This window comes from Amycolatopsis roodepoortensis (assembly GCF_024628825.1).
In the GTDB taxonomy this organism is placed as follows: domain Bacteria; phylum Actinomycetota; class Actinomycetes; order Mycobacteriales; family Pseudonocardiaceae; genus Amycolatopsis; species Amycolatopsis roodepoortensis.
In genome coordinates this window covers 3,920,822-3,940,132 of the sequence record NZ_CP102415.1, presented here as the reverse complement: position 1 = coordinate 3,940,132, position 19,311 = coordinate 3,920,822, and the positions used below count along the sequence as shown (strand labels likewise).

At 69.5% G+C, this 19,311-nt stretch carries 16 protein-coding genes; 12 read left to right on the top strand and 4 right to left on the bottom strand.

Features of this window, described 5'->3' with window-relative positions; translation table 11 throughout:
• Positions 1-37: 37 nt before the first annotated feature.
• Entirely contained in the window at positions 38-730 is a 693-nt protein-coding gene (locus NQK81_RS18355; RefSeq protein WP_257489138.1) for a MerR family transcriptional regulator, read from the top strand.
• A 109-nt stretch (positions 731-839) separates the two neighbouring features.
• On the opposite strand, the gene NQK81_RS18350 is transcribed toward NQK81_RS18355, so the two are convergent.
• Positions 840-2,606 carry a serine/threonine-protein kinase gene (locus tag NQK81_RS18350; RefSeq protein WP_257489137.1) on the bottom strand — a complete coding sequence of 589 codons (1,767 nt, stop codon included), beginning with the start codon at positions 2,604-2,606 and terminating at the stop codon, positions 840-842.
• A 230-nt stretch (positions 2,607-2,836) separates the two neighbouring features.
• Here NQK81_RS18350 and NQK81_RS18345 point away from each other — a divergent pair, with 230 nt between their 5' ends.
• From NQK81_RS18345 to NQK81_RS18320, 6 genes are all read left to right on the top strand, one after another.
• Complete coding sequence (locus NQK81_RS18345) at positions 2,837-4,717, top strand: methylmalonyl-CoA mutase family protein (protein ID WP_257489136.1); 1,881 nt, start codon at positions 2,837-2,839, stop codon at positions 4,715-4,717.
• The gene (gene scpA, locus NQK81_RS18340; protein ID WP_126735224.1) at positions 4,717-6,885 is read left to right on the top strand and encodes a methylmalonyl-CoA mutase; all 2,169 of its coding nucleotides are present in this window, start codon (positions 4,717-4,719) and stop codon (positions 6,883-6,885) included. Before NQK81_RS18345 ends, scpA begins: the two co-directional genes overlap by 1 nt.
• A 3-nt stretch (positions 6,886-6,888) precedes the next feature.
• Positions 6,889-7,887, top strand: a complete 999-nt coding sequence (gene meaB / locus NQK81_RS18335) for a methylmalonyl Co-A mutase-associated GTPase MeaB (RefSeq protein WP_257489135.1) — start codon at positions 6,889-6,891, stop codon at positions 7,885-7,887.
• Positions 7,888-7,944: 57 nt separating this feature from the next.
• Positions 7,945-8,253, top strand: a complete 309-nt coding sequence (locus tag NQK81_RS18330) for a hypothetical protein (RefSeq protein WP_126735222.1) — start codon at positions 7,945-7,947, stop codon at positions 8,251-8,253.
• Positions 8,254-8,491: 238 nt separating this feature from the next.
• Positions 8,492-9,790: an amidohydrolase gene (locus tag NQK81_RS18325; RefSeq protein ID WP_257489134.1), complete on the top strand. Its 1,299-nt coding sequence runs from the start codon at positions 8,492-8,494 to the stop codon at positions 9,788-9,790.
• A 239-nt stretch (positions 9,791-10,029) separates the two neighbouring features.
• Positions 10,030-10,872: a DUF559 domain-containing protein gene (locus NQK81_RS18320; protein WP_257489788.1), complete on the top strand. Its 843-nt coding sequence runs from the start codon at positions 10,030-10,032 to the stop codon at positions 10,870-10,872.
• A 62-nt stretch (positions 10,873-10,934) separates the two neighbouring features.
• On the opposite strand, the gene NQK81_RS18315 is transcribed toward NQK81_RS18320, so the two are convergent.
• The gene (locus tag NQK81_RS18315) at positions 10,935-11,387 is read right to left on the bottom strand and encodes a gamma-glutamylcyclotransferase family protein (protein WP_185927259.1); all 453 of its coding nucleotides are present in this window, start codon (positions 11,385-11,387) and stop codon (positions 10,935-10,937) included.
• 127 nt (positions 11,388-11,514) lie between these two features.
• On the opposite strand from NQK81_RS18315, the gene NQK81_RS18310 reads away from it, so the two are divergent.
• The 4 genes from NQK81_RS18310 to NQK81_RS18295 all read left to right on the top strand — a co-directional run bounded on the left by NQK81_RS18310 (position 11,515) and on the right by NQK81_RS18295 (position 14,800).
• Positions 11,515-12,918 (top strand): NAD(P)H-quinone dehydrogenase, encoded by a 1,404-nt coding sequence (locus tag NQK81_RS18310; RefSeq protein WP_063272373.1) that lies wholly within the window; start codon positions 11,515-11,517, stop codon positions 12,916-12,918.
• Positions 12,919-13,022: 104 nt separating this feature from the next.
• Positions 13,023-13,463 carry a hypothetical protein gene (locus NQK81_RS18305; protein ID WP_371878907.1) on the top strand — a complete coding sequence of 147 codons (441 nt, stop codon included), beginning with the start codon at positions 13,023-13,025 and terminating at the stop codon, positions 13,461-13,463.
• A gap of 75 nt (positions 13,464-13,538) precedes the next feature.
• Positions 13,539-14,168 (top strand): class F sortase, encoded by a 630-nt coding sequence (locus tag NQK81_RS18300; RefSeq protein ID WP_257489133.1) that lies wholly within the window; start codon positions 13,539-13,541, stop codon positions 14,166-14,168.
• A 65-nt stretch (positions 14,169-14,233) separates the two neighbouring features.
• Positions 14,234-14,800 (top strand): hypothetical protein, encoded by a 567-nt coding sequence (locus tag NQK81_RS18295; RefSeq protein ID WP_257489132.1) that lies wholly within the window; start codon positions 14,234-14,236, stop codon positions 14,798-14,800.
• Positions 14,801-14,895: 95 nt separating this feature from the next.
• Here the strand turns inward: NQK81_RS18295 and glpK are convergent, their stop codons facing one another.
• Complete coding sequence (gene glpK / locus NQK81_RS18290; RefSeq protein ID WP_257489131.1) at positions 14,896-16,407, bottom strand: glycerol kinase GlpK; 1,512 nt, start codon at positions 16,405-16,407, stop codon at positions 14,896-14,898.
• 13 nt (positions 16,408-16,420) lie between these two features.
• Positions 16,421-17,176: an MIP/aquaporin family protein gene (locus NQK81_RS18285; protein WP_185927257.1), complete on the bottom strand. Its 756-nt coding sequence runs from the start codon at positions 17,174-17,176 to the stop codon at positions 16,421-16,423.
• A gap of 234 nt (positions 17,177-17,410) precedes the next feature.
• Here NQK81_RS18285 and NQK81_RS18280 point away from each other — a divergent pair, with 234 nt between their 5' ends.
• A complete protein-coding gene (locus tag NQK81_RS18280) occupies positions 17,411-19,150 on the top strand; it encodes a glycerol-3-phosphate dehydrogenase/oxidase (RefSeq protein WP_185927256.1) in 1,740 nt (579 codons plus the stop codon).
• The last annotated feature ends 161 nt before the right edge of the window (positions 19,151-19,311 follow it).

Below are 19,311 nucleotides of genomic sequence, written 5' to 3'. Positions count from 1 at the left end.
GGGAACCTAAGCTATCCATCCTGAGAAATCTTCAGGGATGACCCTGGAACCGTCCCCGAGATCGGAGAACGCACGCGTGCGGATGGCCGAACTGAGCGAGAAAGCCGGGCTCCCGGTCGCCACGATCAAGTACTACCTGCGGGAAGGGCTGCTCCCGCCGGGTGAGCGGACCAGCCCCAACCAGGCGAAGTACGGCGAGGGGCACGTCCAGCGGATCAAGCTGATCAGGGCGCTGATGGAGGTCGGCGGCCTGTCGCTCGCGACGGTCGGCGAGGTGCTCGCCGCGGTCGACGCCGGGGAGGCCAGCCCCCACCACATCCTCGGCATCGCCCAGCAGAGCATCACGCCACCGCGGCAGGTCGCCGACGACGAAGCCCGCGAATGGGCGCTCGCGACGGTCCGGGACCTCACCGAGCGCCGCGGCTGGCCCTGCAAAGAGGACGACCTGGTCATCCAGGCGCTGGTCGGCGTCCTGTGCACGATCCGCGAGGTCGGGCACGGCTGGTACCTCGACCACCTCGACGACTACGCCGAGATCGCCGACCGGACCGCCGACCTGGACTTCGAAGCGATCGCCGGGCTCGAGTCGCTGGAACAGATCATCGAGATCGCCGTCGTGGAGACGCTTCTCGGCGACAGGCTGCTCTCGGTGTTGCGGAGGCTGGCGCAGCAGCGTGCCTCGAAGGCCTACTTCGCCCAGCACGCCGACGGCGAAGCCGATCAAGCGTGATTGGAGACGTAACTCGCGTGATTGGGGACGTAACTCGCGTGATTGGAGGCCGAACTCCGAGTTACGGCTTCAGACACGCGAGTTCCGTGTTCGATCACGCGAGATCGGGCTAGCCGTCGACGATGAACGAGAGCGCCACCGGCTCGAAGATCCCCGTCTTCGCCGAGTTCTCCTGCTCGATCGGCGACGTCACCGAGAGGATCCACAGATCGGTGCCGCCGGCGAACAGGTCCATGTACGTCGTGCGCGTGATGCTCTCGTTCACGGCGTCGCGGCCCCCGGCGGCGCGCTCGGTCGTCCGGTAGGTGTACCGCTGGCTGCCCTCGCCCCGGCCGGGCACGGTGGCGGGGTCGCCGATCGGGGCGATCTCCGGATGCTGGCTCTTCAGCCAGCCGAAGTAGGCGGGCGGCGGGCTGTCGGCCAGGAAACCGGTCAGCCGCTCGACCCGGATGACCTGGCGGCCGTCCGGCGAGACGTACTGGACCACGGTGCTCGGCACCCCTCGCGTGACGTGCGGCGCGACGAACTTCAGCCAGCCTTCCGGGACACCGATGCTGAACCGGCCGCCCTTGAGGCCGTTCACCGTGCTGGCGTCACCCTGCTGTGTGATCAGTTTCGGCGGCGGCTGCGTGACGATCGTGTCGCCCTGCTGCACCTTCTCCGGTGGCCGCAGGTCCTGCCCGCCGACGGCCCTGGCCAGCACGAATCCGCCGCCCGCGGCCAGCAGGAAGAGGACGACCGACGCGAGCGCCAGCACCACCGTGGCCACGGTGGACCGGCCAGGCGGGCGAGGCGGGGCCGGCGTGACGGTCGGCATCGGCGCGAGTTCGACGGGAGGCGCCGGCGCGGGCTGGTTCAGGAACGGCAGCGGGCCGGGGTCGGCGGCGAGTTCGGAACTCGTGCCCTCGCCCGGCTTCTCCGGCGCGACCGGCTTGATCACCTGGGTGTCGGTCGCGTCGAGATGCGCGGTGGTCTTCTTGCCATCGGGCGTGTGGAACAGCTCGGCGGGGAAGAGGTCGATGAGCGTCTTGGCCTGCAACGGATACAGCCGTCGCCGCACCTCGCGCAGGGTGATGCGCTTCGACGGCTCCTTCTTCATGAGCGCGCCGATCACGTCGGCCAGCGGACCGGGGGCGGGCTTCGGCACCTTCCCGTTGACGACCTTGCCGACCGTTTCGAGCGGGTCGCCGTCGGCGTCGTAGGGCGGCGAGCCCTCGATGGCGGCGAACAGCGTCGCGCCGAGACCCCACAGGTCGGCGGCGGGGACGACGGCGCCGCCGGACGCGACCTCGGGCGCGATGTAGGCGGGCGAGCCCAGCATCATCCCGGTCCTGGTCATGGTGGCTTCGGAGACGTTGCGCGCGATGCCGAAGTCGGTGAGCTTGATGCGGCCGTCACCCGCGACGAGGACATTGCCCGGTTTGACGTCACGGTGGGTGATGCCGGCGGCGTGCGCGGCTTCGAGCGCGGACGCCACCGCGATACCGACCGCCGCCGCCTGCTCCACCGTCAGCGGCCCGTGGTCGCGCAGGATGTGCGCGAGACTGCGCGACGGCAGTAGCTCCATGACCACGAACGGTTCGTCGTTCTCGCGCGCGACGTCGTGCAGGATGATCACGTTCGGGTGACTCAGAACGGCGATCGCACGGGCTTCGCGCAGGGTCCGTTCGCGCAGCTCGTCGGCCTGCGAGGCCGGGACGCCGGGCGGGAGGCGGACCTCCTTGACCGCGACGGGACGGTGCAGGAACTCGTCGTAGGCCGACCAGACCGTGCCCATCGACCCTGATCCGATGACCGAGCGCAACCGGTATCGGCCGGCGACCACTCGCTTCTCGTCGCCGGGACTCTCGCTGGGCTCGGGGGTGTCGGACGGCACGGCCCAATTGTGTCGTATGCCCGTGTGCGGGACCCATGCGCCGTGCCCTGTCGGAGTGAACGAAGCCACTGGAACACCGGTACGGAGCCGGTCCAGGTGGTCGTGAGTGGCGATTCGGGTTAGAACCCGAATCGCCACTCACGACCCACCACGCCGCCGCCCGGGCCGGCCCCTCAGGCGCGACTAGCGTCACAGGTGACGCCACTTGTGGGCCGTTAGCATCGGTGGCTATGACGGAAGTGGCCGAGACGGAGTCAGTGCCGACCCGCGGCGAGCCCGACGCGCCCGAGGAGCTGGAGCTCGCGGCGGAGTTCCCGGAAGCGAGCCGGGACCAGTGGCGGGAACTCGTGGCCGGAGTGCTGCGCAAGAGCGGCGCCATCGACGAGTCGTTCGACGGCCTGCCCGAAAGCAAGCTCGTCACCCGGACGTACGACGGCCTGGAGATCCAGCCGCTCTACACCGCCGAAGACGCCGTCGAGGGGACGGGTTTCCCCGGTCTTCCGCCGTTCGTGAGAAGCGCCCGGCCCGAGGGCGCGGTGACGACCGGCTGGGACGTCCGCGCCCGGTACGCGCGCCGTGACGCCAAGGCCACGAACGCCGCGATCCTCGCCGACCTCGAAGGCGGCGTCAGCTCCATCTGGCTGCGCGCCGGTGCGCATGGCGTACCCGTCGCCGATCTGGGCGACGTGCTGAACGAGGTCTACATCGACCTCGCACCCGTCGTCCTCGACGCGGGTGACGAGTACGAAGCCGCCGCGAACGAGTTGTTCGCCCTTTTCGCCGAACGCGAGATCCCGGCGAGCGCGGTCACCGCGACGCTCGGCGCCGACCCGATCGGGTCGGCCGCGCGCACCGGTTCGGCGCATCCGCTCGCCCCCGCCGCGGAACTGGCGGCGCGGGTCGCCGTCAGTCACCCGAAGGTGCGGACGATCGTCGCCGACGGCCTGCCGTTCCACGAGGCGGGCGGCTCGGACGCGCAGGAACTCGGCGCGACCATCGCCGCGGGTGTCGCGTACCTGCGGGCGCTCACCGAAGCGGGGCTGGACGTCGACACCGCGGCCGCGCAGATCGAATTCCGGATCGCCGCCACCGCCGACCAGTTCCTCACGATCGCCAAGTTCCGTGCCGCGCGGCGGTTGTGGGCGCGCGTCACCGAGGTCTCCGGCGGCAAGGCGTCCGGCATGCGGCAGCACGCGGTCACCTCGCCCGCGATGCTGACCCAGCGCGACCCGTGGGTGAACATGCTGCGGACCACGCTCGCCTGTTTCGGTGCCGGGGTCGGCGGCGCGGACGCGATCACCGTGCTCCCGTTCGACGCCGCGATCGGCCAGCCGGACGCGTTCTCCGCGCGGATCGCGCGCAACACGCACGCCGTGCTGCTGGAGGAGTCCAAACTGGCCGGTGTCATCGACCCGGCCGGCGGCTCCTGGTACGTCGAGAACCTCACCGAGGACCTGGCCAAGGCCGCGTGGCGCGAGTTCACCGCCATCGAGGCGGCGGGCGGGATCGAGGCCGAACTGGCCTCCGGCGCGCTCGCCGCACGGCTCGCCGAGACCTGGGAGAAGCGGTCGAAGCGGCTCGCGACCCGCCGTGATCCGATCACCGGCGTCAGCGAATTCCCCAACCTGACGGAGAAAACCGTCGTCCGCGACGCCGTCGAAGACCTGCCGGGCGGCGGCCTGCCCCGGCATCGGTACGCCGAAGCGTTCGAGGCCCTGCGGGACCGGGCGGACGCGCAGCCGAGCCGTCCTCGCGTCTTCCTCGCCACGCTGGGCCCGGTCGCGGCGCACACCGCGCGGGCGAGTTTCGCGGCGAACCTGTTCCAGGCGGGCGGGATCGAGGCCGTGAACCCCGGCGCGCCCAAGGACATCCCAGCCGTCGTAGCGGAATTCCGGGCCAGCGGAACGAAGATCGCCTGCCTCTGCGGAAGCAACACCTCCTACGCGGAGGAAGCCGACAGTGTCGCGAAGGCACTGAAGGAAGCCGGTGCCACGTCGGTGCTGCTCGCCGGAAAACCCGGTGACCACCCGGACGTCACGGGCTACCTGTACACGGGCTGCGACGCCCTGGAAATCCTGACCGGCACGTTGACCGAGCTCGGAGTGCAGTGATGACCATCCCGAACTTCGCCGGAATCGAGCTGGGCGGCCCCGAGCCCGCCGGCCGTCCTCAGTGGACCGAAGCGCTGCACGCCGCCACCGGCAAGGGGCCCGACGCCCTCGCCTGGGAGACGCCCGAAGGCATCGGCGTCAAGCCGGTCTACACCGCCGACGACCTGTCCGGAGTGGACTTCCTCGGCACGTATCCGGGTATCGCGCCGTATCTGCGCGGCCCGTACCCGACGATGTACGTCAACCAGCCGTGGACCATCCGTCAGTACGCGGGTTTCTCCACCGCCGAGGAATCGAACGCCTTCTACCGCCGGAATCTCGCCGCCGGGCAGAAGGGCCTTTCGGTCGCCTTCGACCTCGCGACGCACCGCGGCTACGACTCCGACCACCCGCGCGTCGCCGGTGACGTCGGCATGGCTGGCGTCGCGATCGACTCGATCTACGACATGCGCCAGCTCTTCGACGGCATCCCGCTCGACAAGATGAGCGTTTCGATGACCATGAACGGCGCCGTCCTGCCGGTGCTCGCGCTGTACGTCGTCGCGGCCGAGGAACAGGGTGTCACGCCGGACAAACTGGCCGGGACCATCCAGAACGACATCCTCAAGGAGTTCATGGTCCGCAACACCTACATCTACCCGCCGCAGCCGTCGATGCGGATCATCTCGGACATCTTCTCGTTCACTTCGCGGAATATGCCGAAGTACAACTCGATCTCCATCTCCGGCTACCACATGCAGGAGGCGGGGGCGACCGCCGATCTGGAGCTGGCGTACACCCTCGCGGACGGCGTCGAGTACATCCGGGCCGGGGTCGAAGCCGGGCTGGACGTCGACAAGTTCGCGCCCCGGCTGTCCTTCTTCTGGGCGATCGGGATGAACTTCTTCATGGAGGTCGCGAAACTCCGCGCGGCGCGGCTCCTGTGGGCGAAGCTGGTGAAGGGCTTCGAGCCCAAGAGCTCAAAGTCTTTGAGCCTGCGGACCCACTCGCAGACGTCGGGCTGGTCGCTGACCGCGCAGGACGTCTACAACAACGTCGTCCGCACCTGTGTCGAGGCGATGGCGGCGACCCAGGGACACACGCAGTCCTTGCACACCAACGCCCTCGACGAGGCGCTGGCGCTGCCGACCGACTTCTCCGCGCGCATCGCGCGGAACACGCAGCTGCTGCTGCAGCAGGAATCCGGCACCACGCGCGTCATCGACCCGTGGGGTGGCAGCGCGTTCGTCGAGAAGCTGACCTACGACCTCGCGCGCAAGGCGTGGGGCCACATCACCGAGGTCGAACAGGCCGGCGGGATGGCGAAGGCGATCGACGCCGGAATCCCGAAGCTGCGCATCGAAGAGGCGGCGGCGCGGACGCAGGCGCGGATCGACTCCGGCCGCCAGCCGGTGATCGGCGTCAACAAGTACCAGGTCACCGACGACGAGCAGATCGACGTGCTCAAAGTGGACAACGCCGGTGTGCGCGCGCAGCAGCTGGAGAAGCTGCGGCGGCTGCGCGAAGAGCGCGACGAGGACGCCACGCAGGACGCGTTGCGGCGGCTCACGGCGGGTGCCGAGTCCGACGGCAACCTGCTCGCGCTGGCCATCGACGCGGCGCGGGCGAAGGCCACCGTCGGCGAGATCTCGGACTCGCTGGAGAAGATCTGGGGGCGCCACTCCGGCCAGATTCGTACCATCTCCGGTGTGTACCGCGAGGAGGTCGGCAAGGCCGAGAACGTCGAGCAGGCGCGCGAACTGGTCGAGAAGTTCGCCGAGGAAGAGGGCCGCCGTCCCCGGATCCTGGTCGCGAAGATGGGCCAGGACGGCCACGACCGCGGCCAGAAGGTGATCGCGACCGGCTTCGCCGACATCGGCTTCGACGTCGACGTCGGCCCGCTGTTCTCCACGCCCGGCGAGGTCGCGCGGCAGGCGATCGAGGCCGACGTGCACGTCATCGGCGTCTCGTCGCTGGCGGCCGGGCACCTTTCGCTGGTCCCCGCGCTGCGCGCCGAGCTCGCCGAGCAGGGCCGCGAGGACATCATCGTCGTGGTCGGCGGCGTCATCCCGCCGCAGGACTACGAAGAGCTGCGCGCGGCGGGCGCGGCGGCGATCTTCGGCCCCGGCACGGTGATCGCCGAAGCGGCGATCGACCTCATCGGACAGCTGACCGCCCAGGAGTCCTGAACCTTGCCGCGCAAGATCGACGTCGGGGCGCTCGCCAAAGGCGTCCTCGCGGGTGACCGTGGCCTGCTGTCCCGGGCGATCACGCTCGTCGAGTCCAACCGGGAGGACCACCGGGCGCAGGCGCAGGAGCTGCTGGTCGAGCTGCTCCCGCACGCGGGCGGTGCGCGGCGCGTCGGCATCACCGGCGTCCCCGGTGTCGGCAAGTCGACCTTCATCGACCAGCTCGGCACGGATCTGACCGGGGCCGGGCACAAGGTCGCCGTGCTGGCCGTCGACCCTTCGTCGACGCGGACCGGCGGCTCGATCCTGGGCGACAAGACCCGGATGGCGCGCCTCGCGGTGGACCCGAAGGCGTTCATCCGCCCTTCGCCGACTTCGGGCACGCTCGGCGGCGTCGCGCGGGCGACCCGCGAGACGATCGTGCTGATGGAAGCGGCCGGATACGACATCGTGCTGGTCGAGACCGTCGGGGTCGGGCAGTCCGAGGTGACCGTGGCGAACATGGTCGACCACTTCCTGTTCCTGACCCTGGCCCGCACCGGCGACCAGCTGCAGGGCATCAAGAAGGGTGTCCTCGAACTGGCGGACGTCATCGCGGTCAACAAGGCCGACGGCGACCACGAACGCGACGCGAAACGCGCGGCCCGCGAGCTCGCCGGCGCGCTGCGGATGATCTACGGGCGCGACGCCGAGTGGACGCCCCCGGTGCTGACCTGCAGCGCGCTCACCGACGTCGGACTCGACGACGTCTGGGCCGAAATCGGCCGCCACCGCGACGTCTTGACCGCTTCGGGTGAACTGGACGAACGGCGACGGCGGCAGCAGGTGGAGTGGACCTGGTCGATGGTCCGCGAGCAGCTACTCGGACGGCTCGCTTCGCATCCGGACGTGCGAGCGGTCGTTCCGGACGTCGAACGGGCGGTCCGGGACGGTGAACTGACGCCGACGCTGGCCGCGCAACGGATTCTGGAGGCGTTCTCCGGTCCTCCGCGTGGCGGCTGACGCCGGAACCCGGCAGAGTGCAGAATCGGGTTCGCGCCACGCCGTCGAAAGGGAGTCATGCCGAAAAGGTCTCGTCTCGGGCAGCTTGCCGGGCTCGTCGCCGCCGGGCTGGTCGTCTGCGCGCCTGTCGCGCAGGCTGCGCCGTTCTCGGAGATCCAGGCATCCGCGCCGGTGATCGCGCAGGCCGCGGGCGTGCACGAGGTGCCGTCTCAGGCGCCTCCGGGGCCGGTGCTCGACCCCGCCGAGACCGACAAGGCCAACAGCCAGGAGACCAAGCGGAAGATCATCGCGGGCGTCGCCGCGGCCATCCTGCTCGGTCTGGTGATCCTCGGCAGGCGCGCGCGTTCCAAGAAGAAGAAGTCCTGAACCGCTACCGGTAAGTAGAAGGACTCTCCGCTTAGCCCGGGCCGAACTCTCGCAGCCGTTCATCGCAGATCCACTACCGGCCGTCTCCGCCTCGATCACTCGACGAGCGGCTTGTCATCTGCATGGTGCACGATCTACCGCAAATGCGTATCACAGATCGAACGGCACCCAGCGTGCCTTCAGCGACCACTCGTACGGTGGTAGACGAAGGTGACAGTGTCGCGGGAGGAGGTGCGGCGTGACGGTGCTCGATTCACGTCCGGACATTCCAGGCGACCCCGAGGGTCGCGTCGTTGCCCCTATAGAGGCGCCCACCGCGCTGATTTCCGAGGCCGGCGTCAGCATGGCACCTGTGCATGACCTTGGTGCCGGACGCGGCCCCTTCTGGCTCGACGACTGGCTCCGCGCGAACGCCACCGACGTCGTCGCGTGGCGCCGTCACATCCACGCGCACCCGGAGCTCTCCCGCCACGAGTTCGCCACGACCGAATTGGTCATGTCCCTGCTCCGCTCGGTCGGACTCAAGCCATGGGTGCTCCCCACGGGCACCGGCGTGGTCTGCGACATCGGCAGCGGCGACCGCTGCGTCGCGCTGCGCGCCGACATGGACGCCCTGCCGCTGACCGAGGCCACCGGGCTCCCGTACGCCTCCAAGACCGACGGCGCCGCGCATATGTGCGGGCACGACGCGCACACCGCGATCCTGCTGGGCGCGGCGCGGGCGCTGGCGGGCGCGCCGGAGCTGCCCGGCCGCGTGCGGTTGATCTTCCAGCCCGCCGAGGAGGTCATGCCCGGCGGCGCGCTGGACATGATCGCGGCGGGCGCGATGGAAGGCGTCGAGCGGATCTACGGGCTGCACTGCGACCCGCGGCTCGAGGTCGGCAAGGTCGGCCTGCGCGAAGGCGCGTTGACCTCGGCCGCCGACCTCATCGAGCTGCGGCTCACCTCGCCGGGCGGGCACACCTCGCGGCCGCACCTGACCGCGGACCTGGTGCACGCGCTGGGCACCGTGATCACGTCGCTGCCCGCGGTGCTCTCGCGCCGCGTCGACCCGCGATCCGGGACCGTGCTGGTCTGGGGCGCGGTGCACGCCGGGCAGGCCGCCAACGCCGTCCCGCAGGACGGGGTGCTGCGCGGCACGCTCCGCACCGCGGACCACGAGGTCTGGACGATGCTGGAGCCGCTCGTCGCGGCTTCGGTGGAGTCGCTGCTCGCGCCGACCGGGGTCGGGTTCTCGCTCGACTACCGCCGCGGCGTGCCGCCGGTCGTCTCCGATCCGGAGTCGCACGCGCTGATGCGGGCCGGCGTCGAGGCCGCGCTGGGCGAGACCGCCGTGGCCGGTACCGAACAGTCGTCCGGCGGCGAGGACTTCGGTTGGTACCTGGAGCACGTCCAGGGCGCCTTCGCTCGCCTCGGCGTCTGGTCCGGTGAAGGCCCGATGGCCGACATCCACCGCCCGACCTTCACCCTCGACGAGCGTTCGCTGCTGTGCGGTGTCCGCACGCTGGTCCACACCGCCCTGGCCACCCTGGCCTGAGTTACGCCTTCAATCACGCGAGTTACGGCCCCAATCACGCGAGTTACGTCCCTGTGCACGGGTGTTCGGTCCTGTCGGACCCGAACACCCGTGCACAGAGTTGTCCACAGGCTGACCGAGTTATCCACAGCTCGGGAAACGTGCCCTTCTCAAGACTGATCCCGTCGCCGATTCTCGAAGATGTGATCAACTGGGGAGGACTACATGGGGCGGTCTTGCGTAGCGAGGCCGACAAGATCTTGGGGCGGCGTGCCGTCATCGAAGGGCTGGAGCGCGGTGTGCTGGCTCAGCCTTGGCGAGGCGTGATAGTCCACGCGGCAGATCTGCTCAAGTTGCCGACTCTGGCGCAGGCGGCACTGCTCGCGGTCGGGCCACCAGCGGTGCTTTCCGGCGCTACTTCTCTTGCCTTGCATGGGATTTCGGCTGCCGACAGCACGGTCGTCCACCTGACCGTGCCCTACTCGAGACGAGTCCAATCGAGGTCTGGGCTGATGGTGCACCGGGCGGAATTCCACCCGGCCGACGTGCTCGAACTGGACGGGCTTCCCGTGTTCCCGTTGGACCACGCGCTGGCCGACCACCTCTGCGACGGCGACAAGCGAACAGCGTTCGCCGCGCTCGAAGAGGCGCTGCACAACCTCGCGCCGGACCACCGGGGAGTCCTGCGCGCCAACGTCCGGGATCGCATCCTCGACCGCCGGGACCGGCGAGGTATCCACAGGGCACAGATGCTGCTCGCGCACGCGACGGGCGAGGCCGAATCACCGTCGGAGAGCATTCTTCGCTTGATCGTCGTGGAGGCCGGACTGCCGGTTCCGGTCGCCCAGTACGAGGTGACCACCATCGATGGGCGAAAGCTGTACGTGCTCGACCTGGCGTGGCCTGAGCTGCGTATCGCCCTGGAGTACGACGGCTACGCAGCACATGAGGGCAGGAAGGACTACGACGCGGAGCGGGACGCCCGGATGGCGGCGCGCGGGTGGATCACGATCCGCGCGACAGCGGCTGATCTGCGGGATCCACAGCGGTTGCTGGCGGAGTTACGCGGAGCGTTCGAGCGTCGTACGGCGCGACTCGCGTGATTGGGGGCGTAACTCACGTGATTGAAGGCGTAACTCGCGTGATTGGGGGCGTAACTCGCGGGTCAGCCGGAGATGCCTTGGCAGGGGCGGGTGCGGAGGGCGTCGACGTAGTCGGCGGGGGCGCCGGCGGCCTCGGCCGCGTCGGCCAGCACGCCGAGGTACCGCGCGGACGGGAGGCCGCCCTCGTAGGCGTCCAGGACGTACAGCCACGCCAGCACGGAGCCGTCCATGGTCTGCACGCGGAGCCGGATCTTGGAGTGGATGCCCAGCTCGCCGCCTTCCCAGCGGTCGAGGTTGGGTTCGTCCAGGGAGGTGACGTCGTACAGCACCACGAAGACCCGGGAGCCCGGGTCTTCGACGATGGTCGCCAGCGCGCCTTCCCAGCCGAGGTCTTCGCCCCCGAAGGTCAGCCTCCAGCCCTCCAGCCAGCCGGTGCCGGCCATGGGCGAGTGGGGAGCGCGCTCCAACATCTGGGAGGGCTCCATATTGGATCCATACGCGGCATACAACGGCACGGCCACAGCCTAGCGACCCGGCGGTCACCCGGCTGGACGCACATGCCGTGTCCGGCCACTCAATCCGCCCAACGGTCGCCCGCGTACGGTAAACGCAGTCACAGACACCGCTGCGAGGAGGAGACCAGTGACCAAGATCGTGATCATGGGCGGAGGCCCCGCCGGTTACGAAGCGGCACTGGTCGCGGCACAGCACGGAGCCGACGTCACGATCGTCGAACGTGACGGCCTGGGCGGCGCGTGCGTGCTCTACGACTGCGTCCCGTCCAAGACGTTCATCGCCTCCTCCGGCGCGCTGGCGAACATGCACGACCTCCGCGAGCTCGGCATCAACACCGACATGGCCGACACCAGCGTCGACCTGCCGACCGTCCACGGCCGGGTGAAGGGCCTCGCGCTCGCGCAGTCCGCCGACATCCGCGCCCGGGTCCAGCGCGAGGGCGTCCGCGTCGTCATCGGCCAGGCCCGTTTCGACGACGAAGAGACCGGCCTAGCCACGCACAAGGTCGCCGTCACCGCCCCCGACGGCTCGACCGAGGTGCTCGACGCCGACGTCGTCCTCATCTCGACCGGCGCCACCCCGCGCGTGCTGCCCGGCGCCGTGCCGGACGGCGAGCGCATCCTCGACTGGCGCCAGCTCTACGACCTGCGCGAGCTGCCCGAGCACCTGGCCGTCATCGGTTCGGGTGTCACCGGCGCCGAGTTCGCCTCGGCCTACACCGAGATGGGCGTCAAGGTCACCGTCGTGTCCAGCCGCGACCGCGTGCTCCCGCACGAGGACGCCGACGCCGCCGCCGTGCTCGAAGAGGTTTTCTCGCAGCGCGGCACCACGGTCGTCAAGCAGGCTCGCGCCGACAAGGTCGAGCGCACCGAAAAGGGCGTCGAGATCCACCTCTCCGACGGCCGCGTGATCGAAGCCAGCCACGCGCTGATGACCGTCGGTTCGGTGCCCAACACCACCGACATCGGCCTGGAGAAGGTCGGCATCGAGCCCGGCCCCGGCGGCTTCATCGGCGTCGACCGCGTTTCCCGCACCAGCGCGCCCGGCATCTACGCCGCGGGCGACTGCACCGGGGTGCTCATGCTCGCTTCCGTCGCCAGCATGCAGGGCCGCATCGCGATGTGGCACGCGCTCGGTGAGGGTGTCGCGCCGATCAAGCTCAAGACCGTCGCCGCCAACGTGTTCACCCACCCCGAGATCGCGACCGTCGGCATCAGCCAGCAGGCGATCGACTCGGGTGAGGTGCCCGCCCGCACCATCATGCTCCCGCTCGCGACGAACGCCCGCGCGAAGATGGAAGGCCTGCGACGCGGTTTCGTGAAGCTGTTCTGCCGCCCCGCCACCGGCGTGGTCGTCGGTGGGGTGGTCGTGGCGCCGACGGCGAGCGAGCTCATCCTTCCCATCGCGCTCGCCGTCCAGAACCAGCTCACAGTGGAACATCTGGCACTGACATTTTCGGTGTACCCGTCGCTGTCGGGATCGATCACCGAGGCGGGCCGCCAGTTGATGCGCCACGACGACTTGGACTGATCGCGCCCGGCGAAGCAACCAGCGCGGGGGCGCCCGCGTCTAGCGCGTGTCGGGGTTTCGTTGACAGCTAGGGGTTTTCCGTGATTCGCAGGGTTCTCGCCGGAGTGGTGGCGATCGGTGCGACGGTGCTGGCGGGGTCGCCCGCCGGTTTCGCTCAGCAGCCCGAGCCGGATCCCGGGGTCACGGTGCAGCTCAACGACGACACCGCCTACGAACTCGGGCTCGTCAACAAGTACGTCCACGGCGACTCCAACGTGGCGCTGGCGCGATGCCCCGGCGGCGACGGGCTGAAGGCTCCGGCGTCGACGACGTTCTCCTCGCCGGTGCTGAGCATCGGGAAGTACGACTACGGCCCGCTCATCGGGGTTCCGGCGAACGTCAGCGCCGAGGTCGAGCTCAAGGACGGCACGGCGCCCGGCAGCTATCCGCTGACCGTCGACTGCAACGGAAAGTCTTATACGGCAACGTTCACCGTTCCTCCCCGCCAGGTGAGCGCGGTGCCTTCCGGTGCCGCTCACGCGGGCGACGGCAGCATGGCGTCCTGACTTCGTGACCCGGCCGGGGCAACCGTCCGGCCGGGCGCGGCGTTTGTCAGGAGTGGCGTGCCGCGGGAGGTGGACATGACAGCGAAATGGTGGCGACGGGCACCGCTGGTGCTCGCGGTCGTCCTGGTGGCGGTCCTGGCGACACTGGCGATCGTCTTGTCCGGTCCAAGGGAGACAGCCGCCCCTCCGGTGAGTGCGGGGCAGGCCTCGGTGGAGCCGAGTGCCGAGCCGGAAACGTCCGCCGGGATGCCGAAGGCCGATCCCGTGTCGATCGACGTGCCGAAGATCGAGGCGAAGTCCAGCCTGATCCCGCTCGGGCTCAACGCGGACAACACCATCGAGGTGCCACCGATCACCCAGCCGTTGCAGGCGGGCTGGTACGTGCACGGGCCGACCCCGGGGGAGGTCGGGCCGTCGGTGATCCTCGGGCACGTCGACGGGAACCAGCAGAAGGGCATCTTCTTCCGGCTGAAGGAAATGGCGCCCGGCGACAGGATTTCGGTCGCTCGCAAGGACGGCACGACGGCGGAGTTCGCGGTGACGAAGGTCGAGCGGGTGGCGAAGGACAAGTTCCCCACCGACGCCGTCTACGGCGACACCGCCGAGCCGGAACTGCGGCTCATCACCTGCGGCGGGGTCTTCGACAAGGCGTCGCGCAACTATCTCGACAACATCATCGTTTTCGCCCGGTTGCTCACGCGCTGAAGGCAACCGATTCCCCTTCCCGATGGTGTTCTCGATGCGAGGGCTCGCATCGAGGGAGAAAGATCATGGGAATGAAGGGAATCGTCGCGAGCGCCGGTCTGCTCGCGATGACGGCGGGAGTGCTCCTCGCTCCTCCGGCGTCGGCCACCGCGCCGCCGCCGGAACTGTCGGTCCGCCCGGCGAAGGTCCTGCCGGGGGAGGAGCTGCGATTCAGCGCCACTTGCTTCGGCACGTTCACCGCCGTGACGTCGGCGGGCCTGACCGGTCCGGTCACGCTCGGCGGACGCCCGGGCTCGGGAAACCATGCCGGGTACGGGAAAGCCGCGGCGAAGAGCGGCAAGTTCAAGGCGAGTTTCCGTTGTGAGGGCTGGCCGGGCCGGCCCGGCGCCAGTGGGACGGCGACCGCCGAGTTCGAGATCGTCTGCCCGCCGCCGAAGACGACCACACCCACCACGCCGCCGTCGAGCAGCAAGCCTCCGTCCAGCAGCCAACCGCCGTCCAGCAGCGCGCCGTCGTCGAGTTCGGCACGGGTCGCCCCGGCCGCGTTGACGAAGCCGTGCGGCACGCCGGGCAAGCCGCCCCAGGTGAAGGTCACGCCCGCCGGTGCTCCGCAAACCGGCGGCGGCGTTTAGTCCTCTGAATGCGCCAAGTGAATGCGCCAAGCGCGTGAAGGCCCCCTTCCCTCGGCTCAGCCGAGGGAAGGGGGCCTTCACGCGCGAAACGCAGGTCAGTCTTCGTCGACCCAGTCGAAGGTCTTCGTGACCGCCTTCTTCCAGTTCCGGTACTCGGACTCGCGGCGGGCCTCGTCCATCGACGGGTCCCACTGCTTGTCCTGCGCCCAGTTGTTGCGGATGTCGTCCTCGCTCTCCCAGAACCCGACCGCGAGACCGGCCGCGTAGGCGGCGCCGAGCGCGGTGGTCTCGTTGACCACCGGCCGGATCACGGGCACGCCGAGGATGTCGGCCTGGAACTGCATGAGCAGCTCGTTGACGACCATCCCGCCGTCGACCTTCAGCGACTTCAGCGGCACACCGGAGTCGGCGTTCATCGCGTCGATCACCTCGCGCGACTGGAAGGCCGTCGCCTCCAGGACCGCCCGCGAGATGTGCCCCTTGTTGACGAACCGGGTGAGGCCGACGATCGCGCCGCGGGCGTCGGAACGCCAGTACGGCGCGAAAAGACCCGAGAACGCCGGCACGAAGTACGCGCCGCCGTTGTCCTCGACGGTGCGGGCGTGCTGCTCGACCTCGGCCGCCGAACCGATCAGGCCGAGGTTGTCCCGCAGCCACTGCACGAGCGAGCCGGTGACCGCGATCGAGCCTTCGAGCGCGTACACCGTGTCGTTCGAGCCGATCTTGTAGCAGACCGTGGTGAGCAGCCCGTTGTCCGACATGACCTTCTCGGTGCCGGTGTTGAGCAGCATGAAGTTGCCGGTGCCGTAGGTGTTCTTGGCTTCACCCGGCGAAAGGCACGCCTGCCCGAAGGTCGCCGCCTGCTGGTCGCCCAGGATGCCCGAGATCGGGACCCCGGCCAGCGCGCCCTTCTCCCGGACCTTGCCGTAGGTCTCCGAAGACGACCGGATCTCCGGGAGCATCGACAGCGGGATCGTCATCTCCTCGGCGATCTCGCTGTCCCAGGTCAGCGTGTCGAGGTCCATCAGCATGGTCCGCGACGCGTTGGTCGGGTCGGTGACGTGCACGCCGCCGTCGACCCCGCCGGTCATGTTCCACAGCACCCAGGTGTCCATGTTGCCGAAGACCAGGTCACCGGCTTCGGCCTTCGCGCGGGCACCGTCGACGTTGTCGAGGATCCACTTGATCTTCGGGCCGGAGAAGTAGGTCGCCAGCGGCAGGCCGACCTTCGCGCGGTAGCGCTCCTGCCCGCCGCCGAGCGCGCCGAGGTCGGCGACGATCTTGTCGGTGCGGGTGTCCTGCCAGACGATCGCGTTGTACACCGGCTTGCCGGTGGTGCGGTCCCAGACCAGCGTGGTCTCGCGCTGGTTGGTGATGCCGACCGCGGCGATGTCGCTCGCGACCAGGTCGCCCTTGGCGAGCGCGCCCGCGGCGACGGCCCGGGTGTTCTCCCAGATCTCCTCGGCGTTGTGCTCGACCCAGCCTGCCTTCGGGAAGATCTGCTCGTGTTCCCGCTGGTCGACGGCGACCACCCGGCCGGAGTGGTCGAAGATCATGCAGCGGGTCGACGTGGTGCCCTGGTCGATCGCGGCTACGTACGAAGTCATCGAAGCTCCAGTCTCAGGTCAGGTTGTGGACGGCGAGGAACAGCAGGGCGGCCAGGGCACCGCCGACCAGCGGGCCGGCGACCGGGACCCAGGAGTAGCCCCAGTTCGGGTTGGCCTTGTTCTTGATGGGCAGCAGGAACGCGTACGCGATGCGGGGGCCGAGGTCGCGGGCCGGGTTGATGGCGTAACCGGTCGGACCACCGAGGGACTGGCCGATGACCAGCACGACGAACGCTACACCCGCGTAACCGAGCGCGGAGTTGCCGAAGGTCGGGGTGCCGCCCTCACCCGTGGCGTTGGCGTAGACCGGGCTGAGCAGGATCCAGGCGACCAGCACGAAGGTGCCGATGATCTCGGTGACGAGGTTCCACGCCTTGTTCGGGATCTGGGGCGCGGTCGAGAAGATGCCGAGCGTTTCGTCGCGCTGCGGGTGGTCGTCGAACTGCAGTTTGTAGGCGGCCCAGCAGAGCACGGCGCCGAGGATCGCGCCGACCATCTGACCGGCGAAGTAGATCGGGACGTCCGCCCACTTCGTCTTGTCCGCGATGGCGAGGCCCAGTGTCACCGCGGGGTTCAGGTGCGCGCCGCTCGGCGCGGCGATGCTGGCACCGGCGAAGACCGCGAACGCCCACCCGAGGGTGATCATCACGACGCCGCCGTTGTGGCCGTTGTTCTTACGCAACACGTGGTTGGCGACCACGCCGTTACCCAACAGGATCAGGACCGCCGTTCCCAGCAGCTCCCAGACGAATATGGCTCCTGCACTCACCGCTTGACCTCCACTTTGGACATTCCGCGCAGGGTCGAACACGGTGTGCTACGGCGCCCTTGCCGACCCACGTCCGTGGCACGTTACCGTCGCGTATTTGTTCCTTCCAGGCATCGCGGGAACCAATCCTTCCAAGATCGACGAGGGTTACGCCACACGTGTCACCCGCATAACGGACCGGTCGCGGCCGATCGTGCGATGCTGGAGCCACAGCGGCACAAGGAGGAATGTCACGTGGCAAGCTCTCAGCGCGAAGCCGAAAACAGCCCCGCCCGGCTGGGACCGCTCAAGCGGGAAGAGTCTTGGCAGCGGCTGGGTGAGGACAAGTTCGACCTCGTCGTCATCGGCGGCGGAGTGGTCGGGGCGGGCACGGCGCTCGACGCCGCGACACGCGGCCTGCGGGTCGCCCTCGTCGAAGCGCGCGACCTCGCCTCTGGCACGTCGAGCCGGTCCAGCAAGCTCTTCCACGGCGGGCTCCGTTACCTCGAACAGCTGGAATTCGGCCTGGTGCGGGAGGCTCTGCGGGAACGCGAGCTCATGCTGACGACGATCGCCCCGCATCTGGTGAAGCCGGTCAGCTTCCTGTACCCGCTCACCCACCGGGTCTGGGAGCGCCCGTACACCGCGGCCGGCCTGCTGATGTACGACACGATGGGCGGGGCGCGGTCGGTGCCCGGCCAGAAACACCTGAGCCGCGCGGGCGCGCTGCGGATGGTCCCGGCGCTGAAGCGGTCCGCGTTGATCGGCGGGATCCGTTACTACGACGCGCAAGCCGACGACGCGCGCCACACGATGACCGTCGCCCGCACCGCCGCGCACTACGGCGCCGTGGTGCGCACCTCCACCCAGGTGGTCGGTTTCCTCCGCGAGGCGGACCGGATTTCCGGGGTCCGCGTGCGCGACGTCGAGGACGGCCGCGAGACCGAGATCCACGCCTCCGCGGTGGTCAACTGCACCGGCGTGTGGACCGACGAGCTGCAGCGCCTTTCCGGCGGCCGCGGCCGGTTCCGCGTGCGGGCGAGCAAGGGCGTGCACATCGTCGTCCCGCGCGACCGGATCGTCTCGGAATCGGGCATGATCCTGCGCACCGAGAAGTCCGTGCTGTTCGTCATCCCGTGGCGCAACCACTGGATCGTCGGGACCACCGACACCGACTGGAACCTCGACCTCGCGCATCCCGCCGCGACGAAGCACGACATCGACTACCTCCTCGAACACGTCAACACCGTGCTCGCGACGCCGCTGACGCACGACGACATCGAGGGCGTCTACGCGGGACTCCGGCCGTTGCTCGCGGGGGAAAGCGAAGAGACGTCGAAGCTTTCGCGTGAGCACGCGGTCGCGCGCGTCGCGCCGGGGCTGGTCGCGATCGCGGGCGGCAAGTACACGACGTACCGGGTGATGGCGGCCGACGCCGTCGACGCCGCGGCCGTCGACCTCCCCGGCAGGCCGCAGTCGTCCATCACGGACAAGGTGCCGCTGCTGGGCGCCGACGGGTACCACGCGCTGGTCAATCAGGCCGACCACCTGGCCAGCGAACACGGGCTGCACCCGTACCGTGTGCGCCACCTGCTCGACCGGTACGGCTCGATGGTGCACGAGGTCCTCGCGCTCGGCGAAGGACGTCCGGAACTGCTGAAGCCGCTGGAGCACGCTCCGGACTACCTCGGTGTCGAGGTCGTCTACGCGGCCAGCCACGAGGGCGCGCTCCACCTGGAAGACGTGCTCGCGCGGCGGACGCGGATCTCGATCGAGTACGCGCACCGGGGCGTCGACTGCGCCGCGCAGGTCGCCGCGCTGGTGGGCGAGGTGCTCGGCTGGTCGAAGGACGAGGAGAACCGCGAAGTCGAGGTGTACAAGGCGCGGGTCGACGCGGAACGGGAGTCCCAGTCGCAGCCGAGTGACGAGGCCGCCGACGCGTTGCGCTCGGCCGCGCCGGAAGCGCGTTCGGGGATCATCGAGCCGGTGAGTTGATCGTCCATGCCGCGTGGTGTGCCACGCGCGCAAGGATCATTGCCTGATCCGGTGAATCTGGCATAGCGTCGGCCGTCCCAGCCCGCGCGGCCGAAGGTCCCGCTATCGCGGTGGCAGGGCCCTTGTCCGCGAACGGGAGAAGTTCGATCAGCGCCCTGCCG

What these genes read in the sequence shown, in the direction of transcription:
- glpK (WP_257489131.1), bottom strand. Translation starts at nt 16,407, where the DNA reads ATGACTTCGTACGTAGCCGCGATCGACCAGGGCACCACGTCGACCCGC.
- scpA (WP_126735224.1), top strand. Translation starts at nt 4,717, where the DNA reads ATGACCATCCCGAACTTCGCCGGAATCGAGCTGGGCGGCCCCGAGCCC.
- NQK81_RS18295 (WP_257489132.1), top strand. Translation starts at nt 14,234, where the DNA reads ATGGGAATGAAGGGAATCGTCGCGAGCGCCGGTCTGCTCGCGATGACG.
- NQK81_RS18300 (WP_257489133.1), top strand. Translation starts at nt 13,539, where the DNA reads ATGACAGCGAAATGGTGGCGACGGGCACCGCTGGTGCTCGCGGTCGTC.
- NQK81_RS18345 (WP_257489136.1), top strand. Translation starts at nt 2,837, where the DNA reads ATGACGGAAGTGGCCGAGACGGAGTCAGTGCCGACCCGCGGCGAGCCC.
- NQK81_RS18355 (WP_257489138.1), top strand. Translation starts at nt 38, where the DNA reads ATGACCCTGGAACCGTCCCCGAGATCGGAGAACGCACGCGTGCGGATG.
- NQK81_RS18330 (WP_126735222.1), top strand. Translation starts at nt 7,945, where the DNA reads ATGCCGAAAAGGTCTCGTCTCGGGCAGCTTGCCGGGCTCGTCGCCGCC.